Genomic DNA, 18,099 nt, shown 5'->3' with positions numbered 1-18,099 from the left:
CGGTGAAGGGTTGAACCGGGTGGCGCCAGGCCTTGAAAAGGCCAAGTGAGCGTCGAACATGATGGAGGTTTATGTGAAGACGATTGCCAGGCTTATGGGAGCGGTCGCGGTTGCGGCCATGATGTCGGGCGGTGCGATCCAGGCGGCATCGGCCGCGGACGCCGCGCCGGCGGTCGTCTACGACCTTGGCGGCAAGTTCGACAAGTCGTTCAACGAATCCGCCTACATGGGTGCGGAGAAGTACAAGAAGGACACCGGCACCGAGTACCGTGACTTCGAGATCCAGAACGACAGTCAGCGCGAGCAGGGCCTTCGCAACTTCGCCCGCCGCGGCATGAGCCCGATCATCGGCATCGGCTTCTCCTATGAGCAGGCCATCGAGAAGGTCGCCAAGGAATTCCCCGATACGCACTTCGCAATCGTGGATTCGGTTGTCGATCTGCCCAACGTCCGCTCGATCCTGTTCAAGGAGCACGAGGGGTCCTATCTGGTCGGCGTTCTGGCGGCGATGGCATCGAAGACCGGCAAGGTCGGCTTCGTCGGCGGCATGGATATTCCGCTCATCCGCAAGTTCGCCTGCGGCTACGTCCAGGGTGTGAAATCGGTGAGCCCCGACATTGACGTCATCCAGAACATGACCGGCACGACCGGCGCGGCCTGGAACGACCCGGTGAAGGGTAGCGAACTCGCAAAGGCGCAGTTCGACAAGGGTGTGGACGTCGTCTACCACGCGGCCGGCGGCACCGGCATCGGCGTGCTGCAGGCCGCCGCCGACGCCGGCAAGCTTGGAATCGGCGTCGACAGCAACCAGAACTCCCTGCATCCGGGCAACATGCTGACCTCGATGGTCAAGAGCGTGGACGTCGCCGTCTACAAGGCATTCGACGACTCCGCCAAGGGCAACTGGTCCGCCGGCATCCAGTCGCTCGGCCTCAAGGAGGGCGGTGTCGACTGGGCCTATGACGACGACAACAAGGAACTCATCACCGACGACATGAAGGCCGCGGTGGAGAAGGCCAAGCAGGACATCATCTCCGGCAAGGTCGAGGTCCACGACTACATGTCTGACAATTCCTGCCCGATGTGATTGATCGATGCCCCGCGCCCTCCTGTTTCCGGTGCGCGGGGCTTTCTGGCGAATGGCGCAACATCTGGTTGTGAACCGGAGCCGACAATCGAGCGAAGGACGAGCATTGGCATGCGAACGATAACGCGGTTGCTGGTCGTTGCGGCCATGCTCTCAGCCTTTGTCGCCCCTGCGGCGTGGGGAGCGGGAGGGGATGTCGGCGAACCCGCCATCGTCTATTCCGTCGGTGGCAAGTTTGACGGCTCGTTCAACGAATCCGCCTTTGCCGGGGTCACCCGTTTCAAGGAAGAGACGGGGAGCGGTGTTCGCGAATTCGAGATTGCCCGAGATGCCCAGAGCCTGCAGGCCTTGCGCAGCTTTGCCGGGCACGCTTATGCCCCTGTCGTCGCAATCGGTTTCAACCAGGCCGGAGCGGTGGAGCAGGCGGCCGCCGAATTTCCCGACGCACGTTTTGCCATCGTCGACATGGTCGTGGACGCGCCCAACGTCGCCTCCTATGTCTTCAAGGAGCAGGAGGGGGCCTACATCGCCGGCGTCTTGGCGGCCATGGCGACGAAATCCGGCACGATCGGCTTCGTCGGCGGCATGGATATTCCGATCATTCGCCGTTTCCTGTGCGGCTACCGGCAAGGCGCCGCGTCCGTCAGCGGTGATGTGAAGGTCATCGCCAACATGGCGGGCGATACGCCCGCCGCATTTGTCGATCCGGCGCGCGGCGCCGAACTCGCCCGTTCGCAGATCGATTCCGGCGCCGATGTCATCATTCAGGCGGCCGGCGGCACCGGCATCGGTGTTTTGCAGGCGGCCAGCGATGCGGGCATTCTTGGTATCGGGACCGACAGCAACCAGAACGGTCTGCACCCGGGCCGCGTGCTGACCTCGATCAGGAAGCGCGTCGACAATGCCGTCTACGACAGCTTCATGGCGGTTCGTGAGGGACGCTTCGAACCAGGCATCCGTGTGCTTGGCCTTGCCGATGGCGGCATGGACTGGGTGCTCGACGACAACAACGCGGATCTTGTCACGCCGCACATGAAGGCGGCGGCCGATGCGGCCGTGGCCGCAATTTCCCAGGGACAGATCAAGGTGCACGACGTCGTCGCAGACGGCCCGTGCCCGCTGGAGTAGGACATGGTTGCCATCCCACGTGCCCATCCCCCGGAGCGCCGCGCATGACCCTCGCGCTCGAACTCGTCGGCATCGACAAGAGCTTTGGTTCTGTCCACGCCAACAAGGACATCAACCTGGCTGTCGCCAAGGGCTCGATCCACGGCGTTGTCGGAGAGAACGGAGCCGGCAAGTCGACGCTGATGTCGATCATCTACGGCTTTTACAGCGCCGATGCGGGCGAGATCCGCATTGACGGGAAACCCGTCTCGATCAGTGATTCCAAGGCGGCCATCGCGCACGGTATAGGCATGGTTCACCAGCATTTCATGCTGGTCGACAATTTTACGGTTCTCGAAAACGTCATGCTCGGAGCCGAAGGCGGCTTCATGCTCAATTCGGGCCTCCACAAGGCCCGAAAGGAACTGAAGCGTCTTGCCGACGAATACGGCCTGACCGTCGATCTTGATGCGGAGGTGGGGGAACTTCCGGTTGGTCTCCAGCAGCGGGTGGAAATCCTCAAGGCGCTTTTCCGCGGCGCCGACATTCTGATCCTCGACGAGCCGACAGGTGTGCTGACCCCGGCGGAGGCGGATCACCTTTTTCGCATTCTCCGGATCTTGCGGGATGAGGGAAAGACGGTCCTGCTCATCACGCACAAGCTGCGCGAGATCATGGCGGTCACCGACAAGGTGTCCGTCATGCGGCGTGGCGAGATCGTCGACACGCGCGCGACCGCTGAAACGAGCGTGGAAGAGCTTGCCGAACTGATGGTCGGCCGCTCGGTACTTCTTCGGGTCGACAAGACGCCCTCAACCCCCGGCCGTCCGGTTCTGGAAGTCGAGGACCTCACGGTGCGCGATGCGCGCGGCGTGGTGCGGGTCGATCACGCCTCGCTCACCGTGCATGCCGGCGAGATCGTCGGGATCGCCGGCGTGTCCGGCAACGGTCAGTCGCAGCTGCTCGAAGCGCTTGCCGGCATTCGCAAATGGGAGACGGGCCGCGTGCTGGTCGACGGCCAGGACGTGATGGCCGACGGCAAGGTGGATCCGGCCGAGATGCGCGGTCTGGGCGTGGCCCATGTGCCCGAGGACCGGCACCGCATGGGCCTCGTCAATTCCTTTGCGGAATACGAGAACTGCGCGCTGGGCTATCACGGCGATCCGAAATACGGCTCGGGCGCGCTGCTCGACATCAAGGCCATGCGGGACGACGCGCGGGACAAGATCGAAAAATACGACATCCGCCCGCCATCGTGCACGCTCAAGACCTCGATGTTTTCCGGCGGCAACCAGCAAAAGATCGTGCTCGCCCGTGAGATCGAGCGCGATCCGGTCGTGCTGCTTGTCGGCCAGCCGACCCGCGGTGTCGATATCGGCGCCATCGAGTTCATCCACAAACGCCTGATCGAGCTTCGCGATGCGGGCAAGGGCATTCTGCTTGTTTCCGTCGAACTGGATGAGATCCGCATGCTGGCCGATCGCGTCCTGGTCATGTTCGACGGGCGCCTTGTTGGAGAGCGCGCACCGGATGCGAGCGAACAGGAACTCGGTCTGATGATGGCCGGTGTCACCAGAGAGGCGGCAGAATGACCCGTGGCAAGCTCCCAAGGTGGGTCGACTATGGCCTCATTCCGGTGATGAACCTCGCGGCCGCCTTTCTGGTCGCGGGTCTTGTTGTCCTGCTGATCGGCGAAAACCCGCTGGAGGCGGTGCGGATCCTCATCTACGGTTCGCTCGGCTTCGGCGAGGGCATCGGCTTCACGCTGTTTTACGCGACCAACTTCATATTCACCGGTCTTGCCGTCGCTGTCGCCTTCCATGCCGGCCTCTTCAATATCGGTGGCGAGGGGCAGGCCTATGTCGGCGGTCTTGGCGTCGGCCTCGCCTGTCTCGCGCTCGACCGTTTCGTGCCCTGGTGGGTGACGTTCCCGGTGGCCGTCGCCGGTGGCGCTGTCTTCGGCGCCGCCTGGGCGCTCGTCCCGGCTTATCTGCAGGCCAGGCGCGGCAGTCATGTCGTCATCACGACGATCATGTTCAATTTCATAGCCTCCTCGCTGATGGTCTATCTGCTCGTCAACGTGCTGGCGAAGCCCGGCTCCATGCAGCCCGAGACCCGCAACTTCGAGGCCGGCGGACAGCTGCCGCTCATCCGCGATCTCCTGCCCGGCCTCGATCTCGGCCAGGCACCGCTGAACCTCGCCTTCGTGCTGGCGCTCGCGGCATGCCTCTTCGTCTGGGTGCTGATCTGGCGTTCGCGGCTCGGCTATGAAATCCGAACCTTCGGCGCGAACCAGTCGGCCGCCATCTATGCCGGCATCTCGCCGGTCAGGATCACCATAGTCACCATGCTGATTTCGGGTGGGCTCGCCGGCCTCATGGCGATCAACGAGGTGATGGGCTCGCAGACGCGGTTGCTGCTGGAATTCACGGCCGGGTACGGCTTCGTCGGTATCGCCGTGGCGTTGATGGGGCGTGCTCACCCCGTCGGCATCATCCTGGCGTCCATCCTGTTCGGCATGCTCTATCAGGGTGGTGCGGAACTGGCGTTCGAGAAGCCTGCGATCACACGTGACATGATTGTCGTCATTCAGGGGCTGGTGATCCTGTTCGCCGGCGCGCTGGAACATCTCTTCCGCCCATGGCTGGAACGTCTTTTCGCCTCCGGCCATGTGCCGGAAGCGCAAGCGGCGTAAGGGGAGACGGACATGCTCGATTTTCTCTCCGCGATTTTCGCCATCATCTTCAACCTGTCGACGCTGGACGCCGCCGTCCGCTTGTCGACGCCGCTGCTGCTGGCCGCATTGGCGGGCCTTTTCTCCGAACGCTCCGGCATCTTCGACATCGGGCTGGAAGGCAAGATGTTGGCGGCCGCCTTCGCCGCTGGCGCGGCGGCGGGAGTAACCGGCTCGGCGTGGCTCGGGCTTGCTGCCGGGGTTGTCATCTCGATAGCGCTTGCGCTGGTACACGGGTTCGCTTCCATCACCGCGCGCGGCAACCAGATCGTTTCCGGCGTCGCCATCAACTTCTTTGCGGCCGGTCTTACGGTTCTGCTCGGCCAGGCCTGGTTTCATCAGGGCGGACGCACGCCCCAGCTCGGGCCGGGCGCGCGTTTCGGTGAAGTCGACCTGCCCGGGGCGGATGTGCTGAAGGACGTGCCGGTCATCGGCGATATCTACAATCATCTGGTTTCCGGCCATAACATTCTGGTCTATGCGGCCTTCCTCGCCGTTCCGTTTTCCTGGTGGGTGCTTTACCGAACCCGCTTCGGCCTGCGGCTGAGGGCTGTCGGCGAGAACCCGGCCGCCGTCGACACGGCCGGCATCTCGGTCGCATGGTTGCGTTATCGGGCCGTCATTTGCACAGGCATCTTGTGCGGTCTTGCCGGAACCTATCTTTCGATCGCCCAGTCCGCCGGTTTCAACCGTGACATGACGGCGGGGCGCGGGTTCATCGCCCTTGCCGCCCTCATCTTCGCCAAGTGGAAACCGGTGCCGGCGATGTTCGCCTGCCTGCTGTTCGGGATGCTCGATGCCGTTGCCATTCGTCTGCAAGGGCAGGCGATCCCGGGCGTCGGTGTCGTTCCGGTCCAGTTCTTCCAGGCGCTGCCCTATATCCTCACGGTCATCCTGCTGGCCGGTTTCATCGGCAAGGCAATCCCGCCCAAGGCCGGCGGCGTCGCCTATGTCAAGGAGCGCACATGAGTTCGTTCGACGCGCTTTTCGCAGCGGCAAAGGCCGCGCGCGAAAATGCTCATTCTCCGTATTCGGGCTACAAGGTCGGCGCCGCGGTGAAGACCCGTGACGGCACGATCCACGCCGGCTGCAACATTGAAAACGCCAGCTATCCCGAAGGCTGGTGCGCGGAGACGACGGCACTTGGTTGCATGGCGGTCTCGGGAGCGCGCGAGGTGGTGGAGGTTGTCGTTGTCGCCGACGGCGAGCGGCTCTGCACGCCCTGCGGCGGCTGCCGTCAACGCTTGGCCGAATTCGCCGGCCCGGAGACGCCTGTGCATATCGCGGGCCTCGGCGGTCTGCGCCAGACGTTCACTCTTGGGGAACTCCTGCCCGCCGGCTTCGCTCTGGAAGACAAGGACAAGACCGAGGGAGCGACATCATGAGCGGATACGGAGAGCAATGCGCGGCGATCGTTCGGGCGGCACGAGATGCGCCGTACCGGGTCGGGATCGTGCTTGGTTCCGGCCTCGGTACGCTTGCCGACGCGGTCGAGGATGCGGCACGCATTTCCTATAATGAACTGCCGGGCTTTCCCGTTTCCACCGTCTCCTCCCATGCGAGTGAAATCGTCGCCGGACGGCTCGCTGGTCAGGAGGTCGCCATTCTGGCCGGTCGCGCTCACTATTATGAAAGCGGCGATCCAACACGCATGCGCACTCCGCTGGAGACGTTGAAGGCGCTGGGATGCGATATCATCCTTCTCACAAACGCTGCCGGTTCGCTCGATATCGACGTCATGCCCGGCTCCCAGATGCTGATCGCCGATCACATCAACTTCTCCGGTTTCAATCCACTTATCGGTGAAGAAAGCGATGCTCGCTTCGTCGATATGAGTGCGGCCTATGACAAGGATCTGCGCGTCCGTTTGAAAGCTGTGGCCGCAGCAAACGACATTCCGCTTACTGAGGGTGTCTATGCCTGGTTTTCCGGTCCCTCCTTCGAAACGCCCGCCGAAATCCGCATGGCGCGGACACTGGGCGCGGATGCGGTCGGCATGTCGACCGTTCCCGAAGTGATACTTGCGCGTTTTCTGGGATTGCGGGTTGCCGCGATTTCGACCATCACCAACCTCGCGTCGGGCATGCAGGCCAAGCTGTCTCACGCCGAAACCAAGAAAATGGGCCTCGAGGGTGTCGCTCGCCTGACGACGCTCGTCACCGGGCTCCTCGAAACGCTCGACAAGGACAAGGCTGATGCCTGACTTCGATGCGCGTGCGGTTGCTGCGCGCGCCCTGCCGCTACTCGATCTGACCGATCTCAATGACGACTGCGACCGCGCAGCGATCAAGCGCCTGTGCACGCGCGCCGTAACGCCATTCGCAAATGTCGCCGCCGTTTGCATATGGCCGCGTTTCGTTGGTGAGGCGAAAGTCCTGCTGTCCGGTTCGAAGGTGAAGGTTGCGACGGTCGTCAACTTCCCCGGAGGCGACCAGGATATCGCGGCGATCATCGAGGAAACCCAGCAGGCGATTTCCGATGGCGCCGACGAGATCGATCTGGTCATGCCGTATGCGACCTGGCTTGCGGGAGACCGGGTGGTCGCCGAATCGACCATCGTGCGGGTGCGCACCGCCTGCATGCCGCCGGTCCGCCTCAAGGTCATTCTGGAGACGGGGCGCATCTGCGATCCGGCGCTTATCCGCGAGGCGTCCGACATGGCGATCGCCGCCGGCGCCGACTTCATCAAGACCTCGACGGGCAAGGTCCCCGTCAATGCGACGCTCGGCGCCGCCCGCATCATGCTGGAGGCGATCCGGGACGCGGGCCAGCCCGTCGGCTTCAAGCCGGCCGGCGGCATCCGCACGGTGGAGGAGGCTGCCGCCTATCTGGCGCTCGCCGACGAGATTCTCGGCCCCGACTGGGCTAACCCGGAAACGTTCCGTTTTGGCGCCAGCGGTCTTCTCGACGCGCTGCTCGCCGTTCTCAGTGGTGGACAGGCTGTGGCAAGCGGAGGCTACTGATGCTCGCGCAGGAAATCATCCGCAAGAAACGCGATGGCGGTCGGCTGACAGGCGGCGAGATCGCGAACTTCATCGAAGGACTGACGACCGGTTCGGTAACGGAAGGCCAGGCGGCGGCGCTGGCGATGGCCGTCTTCTTTCGCGGATTGTCCATCGATGAGCGCGTGGCCCTGACCCTTGCCATGCGCGACAGCGGCACCGTATTGGACTGGTCGGCCATTGATCGCCCCGTCCTCGACAAGCATTCGACCGGTGGGGTCGGCGACAACGTCTCGTTGATGCTTGCCCCCGCGCTCGCCGCCTGCGGTGCGGCCGTGCCGATGATCTCGGGCCGTGGTCTTGGCCACACGGGCGGGACACTCGACAAGCTCGATTCCATCCCTGGCTATACCTCCCAGCCCGACAACACACTCTTTCGCAAGGTCGTCGCCGAAATCGGTTGTGCGATTATCGGGCAAACTGCGGATCTGGCCCCGGCGGACAAGCGCCTCTACGCTATCCGCGATGTGACCGGGACTGTGGAAAGCCTCGATCTGATCACGGCTTCCATCCTGTCGAAAAAGCTCGCCGCCGGTCTTCAGGGACTGGTTCTCGACGTCAAATGGGGCTCGGGCGCCTTCATGGGCAGCCTGGAGGAGGCCGAAGCGCTCGCCCAAAGTCTGGTCGATGTCGCCAACGGTGCGGGGCTCAAAACCACGGCGCTGCTGACCGACATGAACGAACCGCTGGCGAGCGCGGCCGGAAATGCGGTCGAGGTGCACAATGCCGTCGATTTCCTGACGGGTCGCCATATCGACAACCGCCTCTTCGATGTCACCCTAGCCCTGGGCGGCGAGCTGTTGGCTACCGGCGGACTGGCCGAGGATGCGACCGACGGTGCCACAAGGATGCGCAAGGCTTTCGACAGCGGACGGGCGGCGGAACTATTCGGGCAGATGGTTGCCGCGCTTGGCGGTCCGAAGGATTTCATGGAGAAGGCGGAAGCCTATCTTCCCGCAGCCCCCGTCATCCGCGAAATTCATGCGGAAGGCGCGGGCCTCGTTGCCGCCATCGACACCCGTGCCATCGGTATTGCGGTGATCGAACTGGGCGGCGGCCGGCACACGGCGCAAGATGAGATCGATCCACGCGTCGGCTTCACGCAACTGGCCGGCATCGGCATGGCCGTCGGGCCCGACGACGAACCGCTCGCCGTTGTGCATGCGGCCGACGAGGACGCGGCCGACAGGGCGGCACAGGCGGTGCGGGCGGCCTATACGATTGGCGCAGAGATCGCGGATCACGACGTCATCGCCAGGCGTATCGCCCCCGGATAAGGCCGCGGCACGCAACGCAGTTTTCACGGCACCCGGCATGGTGTCTCTTCCGGCCGGGTATGGCCGGCAACGACAATGAGGAAATTCCATGGGCCGTGCCATCTTGATGGTTCTCGATTCCTTCGGAATCGGTGGAGCCGGCGATGCCGACCGTTTCGGTGATTTCGGATCCGACACGCTCGGCCATATCGCGGAAGCCTGTGCGCGCGGCGTCGGGGACAGATCCGGTCTGCGTTCAGGGTTGCTGTGCCTGCCAAACATGGACCGCCTGGGCCTCGGTGAGGCATCGGTCGCCTCCACCGGTATCCGTCCGCCTGGCCTGGACTTCTATGGATCGCCCCAAGGTATGTGGGGCTACGCGGCGGAAGTCTCGCACGGCAAGGACACGCCGTCGGGCCATTGGGAAATAGCCGGGGTGCCGGTGCTCTTCGACTGGGGCTATTTCCCCGGCACGATACCGACCTTTCCCGAGGAATTGACGAAGGCCTTCGTGGCGCGAGCGGAGCTTCCGGGCATCCTTGGCGACAAGCATGCCTCCGGCACCGAGATCATCAAGGAACTGGGTGAGGAACACGTGCGCACCGGCAAGCCGATCTGCTACACGTCCGGCGACAGCGTTTTCCAGATCGCCGCCCACGAGGAGCATTTCGGTCTGGAGCGGCTCTACAAGATCTGCGAAATCGCCCGCGAACTGGTCGACCCCTACAATATTGGCCGCGTTATCGCCCGTCCGTTCCTTGGAGAGACGGCGGAGGATTTTCAGCGCACGGGCAACCGTCGCGACTATTCCGTGTTGCCGCCGGAACCGACCCTGCTCGACAGGGCGAAGGCGGACGGACGGCAGGTCATCGCGGTTGGCAAGATCTCCGATATCTTCGCGCACCAGGGCATAACCGCGGTGAGAAAGGCGACCGGCAACGAGGCATTGTTCGAGGCCAACCTCAAGGCGATGGATGAGGCGCAGGATGGCGATATCGTCTTCACGAATTTCGTCGATTTCGACATGCTCTACGGGCACCGCCGCGACGTGCCGGGTTATGCCGCCGCACTCGAGGCCTTCGACCGGCGGCTACCGGAAATCGAGACACGCCTGAAGCCGGGCGATCTGGCCATTCTGACGGCCGATCATGGGTGTGATCCAACCTGGCCCGGTACCGACCATACACGCGAGCATGTACCCGTTCTGGCCTTCGGGCCCGGGTTCCCGGGCCGTTCGATCGGTGGGCGCCCGACTTATGCGGATATTGGGGAGAGTGTCGCGGCTCATCTGGGGCTGGCCCGTGGTAAACACGGCAAGAGCTTCCTCTAGAGCGCTTTCCGTCCACGCGGACGCATCCGAGAGACATGATTGTGCTTCGCGGCGCTCCGCCTTCAGTCAAGATCATCTGTAGGTGCGAACGTCGACTGATGACGTATTGCTGCAGAATTCCATGGCCACTTGAACGCGGGATGCGCCAAAGAGGTTCGTGCAACAGGGAGGGCTCATCATGAAGGCTCGGCGCTTCAATGCGACGGTGGACGGCGGTTTGACAGCGGAGATGATTGCAGCCTACCGGGAGGACGGATTTCTGTTGCTGGAAGGTTTCGTGCATCCCGTGACCTGCGATGCCTTACGCGAACGGATGACGGCTCTTGTGGAGCAGTTCGATCCGGAATCCGTTTCGACAATCTTTTCGACCTCTGCCCAGTCCCACGCGCGCGACGACTATTTCCGCCTGTCTGGCGACAAGATCCGCTTTTTCTTCGAGACGGAAGCTTTCGACGGCGAAGGGCGGCTCGTGAAGAACAAGCACGCGGCGCTCAACAAGGTCGGACATGCGCTGCACGATCTCGACCCGGTCTTTTCCGCCTTTTCGCATGACAAGAGGCTCGACCGTGTGGCCCGGGATCTGGGCATCGCAGAGCCGCTGCTGGCCCAGTCGATGTACATCTTCAAGCCACCCCATATCGGTGGTGAGGTGAATTGCCATCAGGATTCCACGTTCCTTCATACGACCCCGCAGAGCTGCACGGGGTTCTGGTTTGCCCTGGAAGATGCCGACGACGCGAATGGTGGCCTCTACGGCGTGCCGGGAGGGCACAAGGGGCCGTTGCGCAGCCGGTTCCACTATGATGAAAACGACGATCTCATCATGGAGACGCTGGATGAGACGCCGTTCGAACCGGAGGAACGGCACGCCGCTCTCAACGCACCCAAAGGGACGCTGATTATTCTGCACGGAGCCGTGCCGCATAAATCCGCGCCCAACCGGTCCGCGCGCTCCCGCCACGCCTACGCGCTGCACGTTGTGGACGGGGCGGCCGTCTGGTCGTCCGACAACTGGCTGCGACGCGGGCCCGACATGCCGATGAGCGGATTTGAATGCGCCTGACTGCCGAGCTTCACTGCCATATCGAGGGGGCCGCCCCGCCCGATCTCGTCCGCCGGCTGGGGGCACGACACGGGATTTCGCTTGATGGGCTCTTCACGTGCCGGGGCGGCTATGCCTGGCACGATTTCACCTCGTTTCTCACCGCCTACGACCGGGCCGCCTCCGTCTTTCGAACGCCCGAGGACTACGCCGATCTCGCTCATGCCCATTTCGCGGGAGCGGCCCGGAACGGCATGATCTATGGCGAGGTCTTCATTTCGCCCGATCATGCCGCCTCTTCGGGACTTTCCTATGCCAGCTATGTGGAGGGATTGGCGGCCGGTATCGCACGGGCGCGTGAGGAAACGGGCGTTGAAGGACGGATGATCGTCGTTGGCATCCGGCATCTGGGCGCGCAGGCCGTGGAGCGGGCGGCTTGTGTCATGAGCGAGGAACCGCACCCGCTGGTGACCGGCTTCGGGCTTGCCGGAGACGAGCGGGTTGGGCGCGCTGCGGATTTCGCCCGCGCCTTCAAGCTTGCCGGGGAAGCCGGGTACGGGCTCACCGCTCATGCGGGGGAGTTCGGCGGGCCAGAGAGCGTGGCCGAAGTGCTCGATTGTCTGGCCGTGTCACGCATCGGCCACGGCGTGCGCGCCATTGAGGATCCCGCACTCGTCTCGCGCCTTGCCGGGGAAGGCACGGTCCTGGAAGTCTGTCCCGGCTCCAACATTGCGCTCGGGCTCTATCCCGGGTTCGATCGTCATCCCATCGGCCGCTTGCACCGTTCAGGCGTCGCCGTCACCATCAGTTCCGATGATCCGCCCTTCTTCGCCACCACGCTTGCTCGCGAGTACGCGGAAACGGCGCGGGCGCAGGGTTGGGGCGAGACCGAACTTGACGCGTTGACGCGAACCGCCCTTCATGCCGCCTTTTGCGACGAGGCAACCCGCGAGCGTCTGCTTGCGCGCCTTGAGGAAAAGAGACCTGAGCAGCCTGCTGAAAGCTGACCATGACTGAAAAAAGTGATCCAGGAGCCCACCGCTTCGACCAAGATCTACCCGTCGACTTCGATGAGGCGCGCGCCCACCAGGCACGGGACCTTATGACTGGCGTTGCGGTGCGCAGCCGTGCCGAGCTGCTCTTCGAAAAGGCCCAGGGGAGCGGCCTCGAACATGTCGCGCTCGATATGGCCGCGCTCGACCCGGCCGCAGATCGCATCGCAGCCCTTATTCGCGAAAGATGGCCCGATCTGGTCTTGCCGTTCCATTCCCTGTGGCGCCGCTTCGAAGCTGGTGGGCATGACCGTTTCGCCGGTCTGGCGGGAACGCGTCAATGGGCGGGTGTGCGCGAAATGGGACGAGCCGCCGTCGATATGGCACTTGTGAGCGGTTTCGTCGGTATAACGGCTCCGCCCGACTGGGCCTTTGGTGAGGGACTTACGGCGGAGCGTTACCACGGGGCGGACGGGCTCGCGATCGCCAGTCTCGCGATGATCGCCGGCGGCGTCTTTTCCGGTGTGCCGCGTGATCCTCTGCGTGCGGATGCCGGACAACTCGTTCGCATCGCGTCCAGCGAGATCGCTGCAGGCCTGCAGGTTGAACCGGGTTCCAACCGCATCGACTGCGATGGGCGGGCCGAAGATCTGCGGCGGCTCGGCGAGGCGGTCGGCTTGCGCGAAGATCTTTTCGCGCGCGAGGACGACCCGCGCCCGGGGGGGCTTTTCGATCTGCTTTTCGATGAAGGGCTTTCGAAGCCCCTGCCGGCGGCGCGTATTCTTGAGGTGCTTGCCGATGGGCTGGCGCCCGTCTTCGCCGGCGGATTGGAGCTTGGCGGTATTCCGCTTGGCGACACCCATCGTCATCCAGCGGTGACGGGGAAGGGAATAACACCGGACACGCAGGGGCTCTTGCCGCTTCATACCCGCCTGCAACGTCTTGTCACCGATCTCGCCGAGCCGATGGTTTGGGCCGGTATCGAGGTCGTGGAACTCGAAACATTGACGGCTCAGAGCGATCCGGTGGCGATAGGGCTGCTTCTCGACACTGGCATTCTGTCCCTTCGTACGCCCCACGAAAAGGAAACCTCGCCGGATACCGGTACGGCCGCGTCGGTGGAACTGCGCGGTCTTGCCGTGGCGCTCTGCGACCGGCTTGCGGAAAAACTGCGCAATCGGCTTGGGGCAGGGGACGAGGAATTGCCTCTCGTCGGGCTGCTGGAAGGCGGCATGCGATATGCCGCAGGCAAGATTGCATTGGAAAAGCGCGGCAGCGCCGCCCCGGTGCTTCTGTTTGCCGGTGCGGACAGGCTACTGTGAAGCGCAATTGAAAGACGCAAGGCCGATAGGCCAAGAAAAGGAGTTTCCGGCATGAGCACGGCGACCGTCATCGACCATCCGCTGGTGCAGCACAAGCTCACCATCATGCGCGACAAGGAAACCTCCACATCGAGCTTCCGGCAACTCCTGCGCGAGATCGCACATCTGATGTGCTACGAGGTCACCCGCGACCTTGAACTGACCGAGATCACCATCGAGACCCCGATCGCGGAAATGCGCGCGCCGACCCTTGCCGGCAAGAAGCTCGTCTTCTGCTCGATCCTGCGCGCCGGCAATGGCCTTCTCGAAGGCATGCTCGATCTCGTACCGTCCGCCCGCGTCGCCCATATCGGTCTCTACCGCGATCCCAAGACACTGATCCCGGTCGAGTACTACTTCAAGGCGCCGGAGGATCTCGAGGACCGGCTGATCATCGTCGTCGATCCGATGCTGGCGACCGCCAATTCAGCTATTGTCGCGGTGGAACGGCTGAAGGAGCGCGGGGCGAAGAACCTGCGGTTCGTTTGCCTGCTGGGCGCCCCGGAAGGGGTCAGGAAATTCTCCGAGGCGCATCCGGACGTGCCGATCTTCACCGCGGCGATCGACGAGAAGCTCAACGAGCACGCCTATATCGTTCCGGGGCTGGGCGATGCCGGCGACCGGATGTACGGCACGAAATGAAGGTGTGAGCCGGGCTTGCGCATGTCGTGCCCGGGTTGTGACCGTCCCCGGATCTGATCCGGGCGAGCTTCGCTCACCCGTCACCCCACGAGCGTTTCCAGGAACGCGGCAAGATTGTCTGTGACGTAATCCACATGCGGAGCGTTGCGACCCCTCAGTTCCCAGTCCTCGCGGAAGACCTCGCGCGTGCCGCCGGGCACGACGAGCACCGTGCGCATTCCCAGATCGTGCGGGACCTTCAGGTTTCGCGCCAGATCCTCGAACATCGCCGAGCTTTTCGCATCGATGTCGTAGAGCTTGATGAAGCGCTCGTAGGTCTCCGCATAGGGTTTCGGCATCAGTTCGGCTTCCTGGATCCCGAACGTGTCGGAGAAATAGTCGAAGATGCCGAGCTTGGTGGCCACCGCGCGCGCATGCTGCCTGGTGCCGTTGGTCATGATGAACTTGCGCCCCGGCAACCGCCCGATGGCCTCTCCGAGCCTGAGATCGGGCTTCAGCGCCTCATGGTCGATGTCGTGCACGAATTCCAGGAAATCATCCGGCTCGATGGCATATTCCATCATCAACCCGCGCAGGGTCGTCCCGTAGCGCCGGTAGTAGTCCTTCTGGATCCGCTGCGCGTCCTCGCGGCTCATGCCGGTCAGCCGGATCACATATTCGACGATCTTGTCATCGATCTGTGCGAACAGGTTTGTCTGCGCGGGGTAAAGCGTGTTGTCGAGGTCGAAGACCCAGTCGGAGACCGAGCTGAACGCGTTCATGGACATGGAGGGAAGCTCGTGAGCTTTGGCAGCCAGGGGGGGCGGCGGCTTGGGATGTCGTGTCAGACAACCGTCGGCTTTCGAATAGGCGCGCGCGTGCGGAGCGTCAATCGGGGGAAGCGCGTGTCCACGCCGCCGGTAGTCCGGCGGATGACCGTGGCGTACGCGCAAAACCACCCGAGAGCAACGGGCATCTGCCCTATCGGGTGATGAGCGTGCCCGCGCCGCCTTCGGTGAAGAGCTCCAGCAGCACCGCGTGCGGGATCTTGCCGTTGAGGATGACGACGCCCTCCACGCCGCGGTCGAGCGCGGCGATACAGGTTTCGACCTTCGGAATCATGCCGCCAGAAATCGTGCCGTCGACGATCAGGGCGCGTGCCTCGGCAATGGTGAGCCGCTTGATAAGCTTGCCGTTCTTGTCCAGCACACCCGAGACGTCTGTCAGGAACATCAGACGGGATGCGTTCAGCGCGCCGGCGATGGCGCCTGCGAAGGTATCAGCATTGACGTTGTAGGTCTCGCCATCCACCCCCGGCGCGACGGGGGCAACCACGGGGATCAGGTCTTCCTTCAGAACCAGCTTCAGCACGGTCGGATCGACGGTCTTCGGCTCACCGACGAAACCGAGGTCGACGATCTTCTCGATGTTGCTGTCGGGGTCGACGACGGTACGCGTCAGCCTGTCCACAATCACCATGCGGCCATCCTTGCCGCAAAGGCCGACAGCGCGTCCGCCTTCATGATTGATGGTGTTGACGATGTCCTTGTTGATGCCGCCGGCCAGCACCATTTCCACGATCTCGACCGTCGCCTTGTCGGTGACGCGAAGCCCGCCGCGGAACTCGCTCTTGATGCCGAGCCGTTCCAGCATGGCGCCGATCTGCGGGCCGCCGCCATGCACCACAACCGGTTGGACACCGGACTGGCGCAGCAGCGTGATATCGCGCGCGAAGGCGCGCGAAAGCTCCGGGTCGCCCATGGCGTGCCCGCCATATTTCACCACGATCGTCCGGTTGTCGTAGCGCTGCATGTAGGGCAGGGCTTCGGAGATGATGGTGGCGCGCGTCTGCGCGGGCGTCGAATGATTGTTCGTGGCGCTGCTGTTTTCGTCCGTCATGTCCGATCCTGTGCCCGGTCAGGAGAGCGTCTATAGACCAATTCGCTCCCAAGGGTAACCGCAATTGCCGATGGAAATTCTCTCCGGCCGGGCGATCTTGTCCCGATCTGTAAGCGCACTATGCGATGGAGGGGAGCCGAAAACCGCCGATTTCGGCTATGGTCGCGCGCACTTCATCGAGCCCCGTGCCTTTTTCGCTTGAGGTGGCGATGATCTGCGGGAAGGCGGCCGGTCTCCGGCCGATCGCCTCGATCGTCTGGCTGACGAGTTTTTCGAGTGCTGGCGGTTTCACCTTGTCGGCCTTGGTCAGCACGATCTGGTAGGTCACGGCGGCCGTATCGAGCGCCTTCAACGCGGCAAGGTCATTGCCCTTCAGCCCATGGCGCGCATCGACCAGAACGAAGACCCGACGCAGATTCGGGCGCCCGCGCAGATAGTCGAAGATAAGGTTTGTCCAGGCGTCGACCGTCTTCTTCGGTGCCTCGGCATATCCGTAGCCAGGCATGTCGACGATGGTGATCGGCTCCGCCCCGCCGAAGTCGGCGGTGGAAAAGAAGTTGAGAAGCTGGGTGCGTCCGGGGGTGTTTGAGGTGCGCGCCAGTCCGTTACGGCCGGTCACCGCATTGATCAGGCTCGACTTGCCCACGTTGGAGCGGCCCGCGAAGGCGACTTCAACGCCCGCCGGTGGGACAAGCTGATCGTAACGCGCGACCGAGGTCACGAACTCCCACGGCCGGGCAAACAGAAGCCGGCCGGCTTCGAGAGCTGCGGCGCGCGCTTCGCTATCGTTTGGGTTCTGGTCCATGGATCTCTTCTAGGACAACTCGTTTTCCGGGGGAACCACCGAAAGGGTGGCGGACAGGTCGTATTAGTCGGGCAACGCATGGGATCGACTGGTCCCGCGCGCGCCAGGCCGAGAAATCGCGGCGCGTTCGAGAGCGTCAATATCCGCGCCGCGAATGAGGTCGAGATGGCGGCTGACCTGTTCCGCCGGCCAATCCCACCAGGCGATGGCCAGCAGCCGGTCGATGGTCTTGCTGTCGAACCGGCTGCGGATGACGCGCGCCGGGTTGCCCACCGCGATGGCATAGGGCGGGATATCGCCGGCCACGACGGCACAAGTCCCGATGATAGCGCCGTCGCCGATGGATATGCCCGGCATGATCGTCGCTTCCCGCCCGATCCAGACATCGTTGCCGACGGTCGTATCGCCGCGCAGGCCAGCGTCTATGGTGGCAAAGTCGAAGCCTTTGTCCCATCCCTGACCGAATATGTTGAAGGGATAGGCGGACAGCCCCGTCATCGCGTGATTGGCGCCGTTCATGATGAATTGCGCGCGCGTGGCGATTGCTGTGAACCGGCCGATGATCAGCCGGTCGCCGAGAAAATCGAAATGGTAGCGAACGCAGCGGTCTTCGAACCCGGCCGCGCCATCGTCGTCGTGATAGTAGGTGTAATCGCCAACGAGAATGTTCGGCCGGGTAATGGCGTTTTTCAGGAAGACCGTGTGGGGTTCGCCGTTGAACGGGTAGAGGCAGTCCGGATCTGGACCATGCATGGTGTCGTCCTCATGCTGGAGAGAAGACGCCGGCTCGCGTGCGATCGATCGCATTGGCCGACAACTTGTTCCGCGTGATCCGCTCCATGGGCATGATGATGCCGGAATGC

General features: G+C 63.4%; 18 protein-coding genes. 14 read left to right on the top strand and 4 right to left on the bottom strand.

From position 1 onward, the window contains the following. The first annotated feature begins 94 nt into the window (after nucleotides 1-94). From C8N35_RS02725 to upp, 14 genes are all read left to right on the top strand, one after another. Nucleotides 95-1,087 carry a BMP family lipoprotein gene (locus tag C8N35_RS02725; RefSeq protein ID WP_107989033.1) on the top strand — a complete coding sequence of 331 codons (993 nt, stop codon included), beginning with the start codon at nucleotides 95-97 and terminating at the stop codon, nucleotides 1,085-1,087. Nucleotides 1,088-1,198: 111 nt separating this feature from the next. Next, the gene (locus tag C8N35_RS02720; RefSeq protein ID WP_107988071.1) at nucleotides 1,199-2,215 is read left to right on the top strand and encodes a BMP family lipoprotein; all 1,017 of its coding nucleotides are present in this window, start codon (nucleotides 1,199-1,201) and stop codon (nucleotides 2,213-2,215) included. Between the two features lie 44 nt (nucleotides 2,216-2,259). Further along, a complete protein-coding gene (locus C8N35_RS02715; RefSeq protein WP_107988070.1) occupies nucleotides 2,260-3,786 on the top strand; it encodes an ABC transporter ATP-binding protein in 1,527 nt (508 codons plus the stop codon). Next, the gene (locus C8N35_RS02710) at nucleotides 3,783-4,889 is read left to right on the top strand and encodes an ABC transporter permease (RefSeq protein ID WP_107988069.1); all 1,107 of its coding nucleotides are present in this window, start codon (nucleotides 3,783-3,785) and stop codon (nucleotides 4,887-4,889) included. The genes C8N35_RS02715 and C8N35_RS02710 overlap by 4 nt, the downstream gene beginning before the upstream one ends. A gap of 12 nt (nucleotides 4,890-4,901) precedes the next feature. After that, entirely contained in the window at nucleotides 4,902-5,897 is a 996-nt protein-coding gene (locus tag C8N35_RS02705; protein ID WP_107988068.1) for an ABC transporter permease, read from the top strand. Next, nucleotides 5,894-6,313, top strand: a complete 420-nt coding sequence (gene cdd / locus C8N35_RS02700; protein WP_107988067.1) for a cytidine deaminase — start codon at nucleotides 5,894-5,896, stop codon at nucleotides 6,311-6,313. The genes C8N35_RS02705 and cdd overlap by 4 nt, the downstream gene beginning before the upstream one ends. Next, nucleotides 6,310-7,131, top strand: coding sequence for a purine-nucleoside phosphorylase (locus C8N35_RS02695; protein WP_107988066.1), 822 nt, complete (start codon nucleotides 6,310-6,312; stop codon nucleotides 7,129-7,131). Before cdd ends, C8N35_RS02695 begins: the two co-directional genes overlap by 4 nt. Next, a complete protein-coding gene (gene deoC, locus C8N35_RS02690) occupies nucleotides 7,124-7,891 on the top strand; it encodes a deoxyribose-phosphate aldolase (RefSeq protein ID WP_107988065.1) in 768 nt (255 codons plus the stop codon). Before C8N35_RS02695 ends, deoC begins: the two co-directional genes overlap by 8 nt. Beyond that, complete coding sequence (deoA, locus tag C8N35_RS02685; protein ID WP_107988064.1) at nucleotides 7,891-9,207, top strand: thymidine phosphorylase; 1,317 nt, start codon at nucleotides 7,891-7,893, stop codon at nucleotides 9,205-9,207. The genes deoC and deoA overlap by 1 nt, the downstream gene beginning before the upstream one ends. Before the next feature lie 88 nt (nucleotides 9,208-9,295). Further along, nucleotides 9,296-10,516 (top strand): phosphopentomutase, encoded by a 1,221-nt coding sequence (locus C8N35_RS02680; protein WP_107988063.1) that lies wholly within the window; start codon nucleotides 9,296-9,298, stop codon nucleotides 10,514-10,516. Between the two features lie 178 nt (nucleotides 10,517-10,694). Continuing rightward, nucleotides 10,695-11,579 carry a phytanoyl-CoA dioxygenase family protein gene (locus tag C8N35_RS02675; protein WP_107988062.1) on the top strand — a complete coding sequence of 295 codons (885 nt, stop codon included), beginning with the start codon at nucleotides 10,695-10,697 and terminating at the stop codon, nucleotides 11,577-11,579. After that, on the top strand, nucleotides 11,570-12,565 hold the full coding sequence (locus tag C8N35_RS02670; protein WP_107988061.1) for an adenosine deaminase: 996 nt from the start codon (nucleotides 11,570-11,572) through the stop codon (nucleotides 12,563-12,565). Before C8N35_RS02675 ends, C8N35_RS02670 begins: the two co-directional genes overlap by 10 nt. Nucleotides 12,566-12,567: 2 nt before the next feature. Then, a complete protein-coding gene (locus tag C8N35_RS02665; RefSeq protein WP_107988060.1) occupies nucleotides 12,568-13,872 on the top strand; it encodes a DUF1688 family protein in 1,305 nt (434 codons plus the stop codon). A 51-nt stretch (nucleotides 13,873-13,923) separates the two neighbouring features. Then, complete coding sequence (gene upp, locus C8N35_RS02660) at nucleotides 13,924-14,553, top strand: uracil phosphoribosyltransferase (protein WP_107988059.1); 630 nt, start codon at nucleotides 13,924-13,926, stop codon at nucleotides 14,551-14,553. Nucleotides 14,554-14,633: 80 nt separating this feature from the next. Here the strand turns inward: upp and C8N35_RS02655 are convergent, their stop codons facing one another. From C8N35_RS02655 to C8N35_RS02640, 4 genes are all read right to left on the bottom strand, one after another. Then, a complete protein-coding gene (locus C8N35_RS02655) occupies nucleotides 14,634-15,320 on the bottom strand; it encodes a pyrimidine 5'-nucleotidase (RefSeq protein ID WP_107988058.1) in 687 nt (228 codons plus the stop codon). A gap of 193 nt (nucleotides 15,321-15,513) precedes the next feature. Then, complete coding sequence (argB, locus tag C8N35_RS02650) at nucleotides 15,514-16,344, bottom strand: acetylglutamate kinase (RefSeq protein ID WP_107989032.1); 831 nt, start codon at nucleotides 16,342-16,344, stop codon at nucleotides 15,514-15,516. A gap of 205 nt (nucleotides 16,345-16,549) precedes the next feature. Next, entirely contained in the window at nucleotides 16,550-17,236 is a 687-nt protein-coding gene (yihA, locus tag C8N35_RS02645; protein ID WP_107988057.1) for a ribosome biogenesis GTP-binding protein YihA/YsxC, read from the bottom strand. 63 nt (nucleotides 17,237-17,299) lie between these two features. Further along, entirely contained in the window at nucleotides 17,300-17,989 is a 690-nt protein-coding gene (locus tag C8N35_RS02640; protein ID WP_107989031.1) for a CatB-related O-acetyltransferase, read from the bottom strand. Nucleotides 17,990-18,099: the final 110 nt, after the last annotated feature.

Source organism: Breoghania corrubedonensis, from assembly GCF_003053845.1.
Taxonomy (GTDB): domain Bacteria; phylum Pseudomonadota; class Alphaproteobacteria; order Rhizobiales; family Stappiaceae; genus Breoghania; species Breoghania corrubedonensis.
The sequence above is the reverse complement of the archived record's forward strand: the minus strand, read 5'-3'. Positions and strand labels throughout refer to the sequence as shown.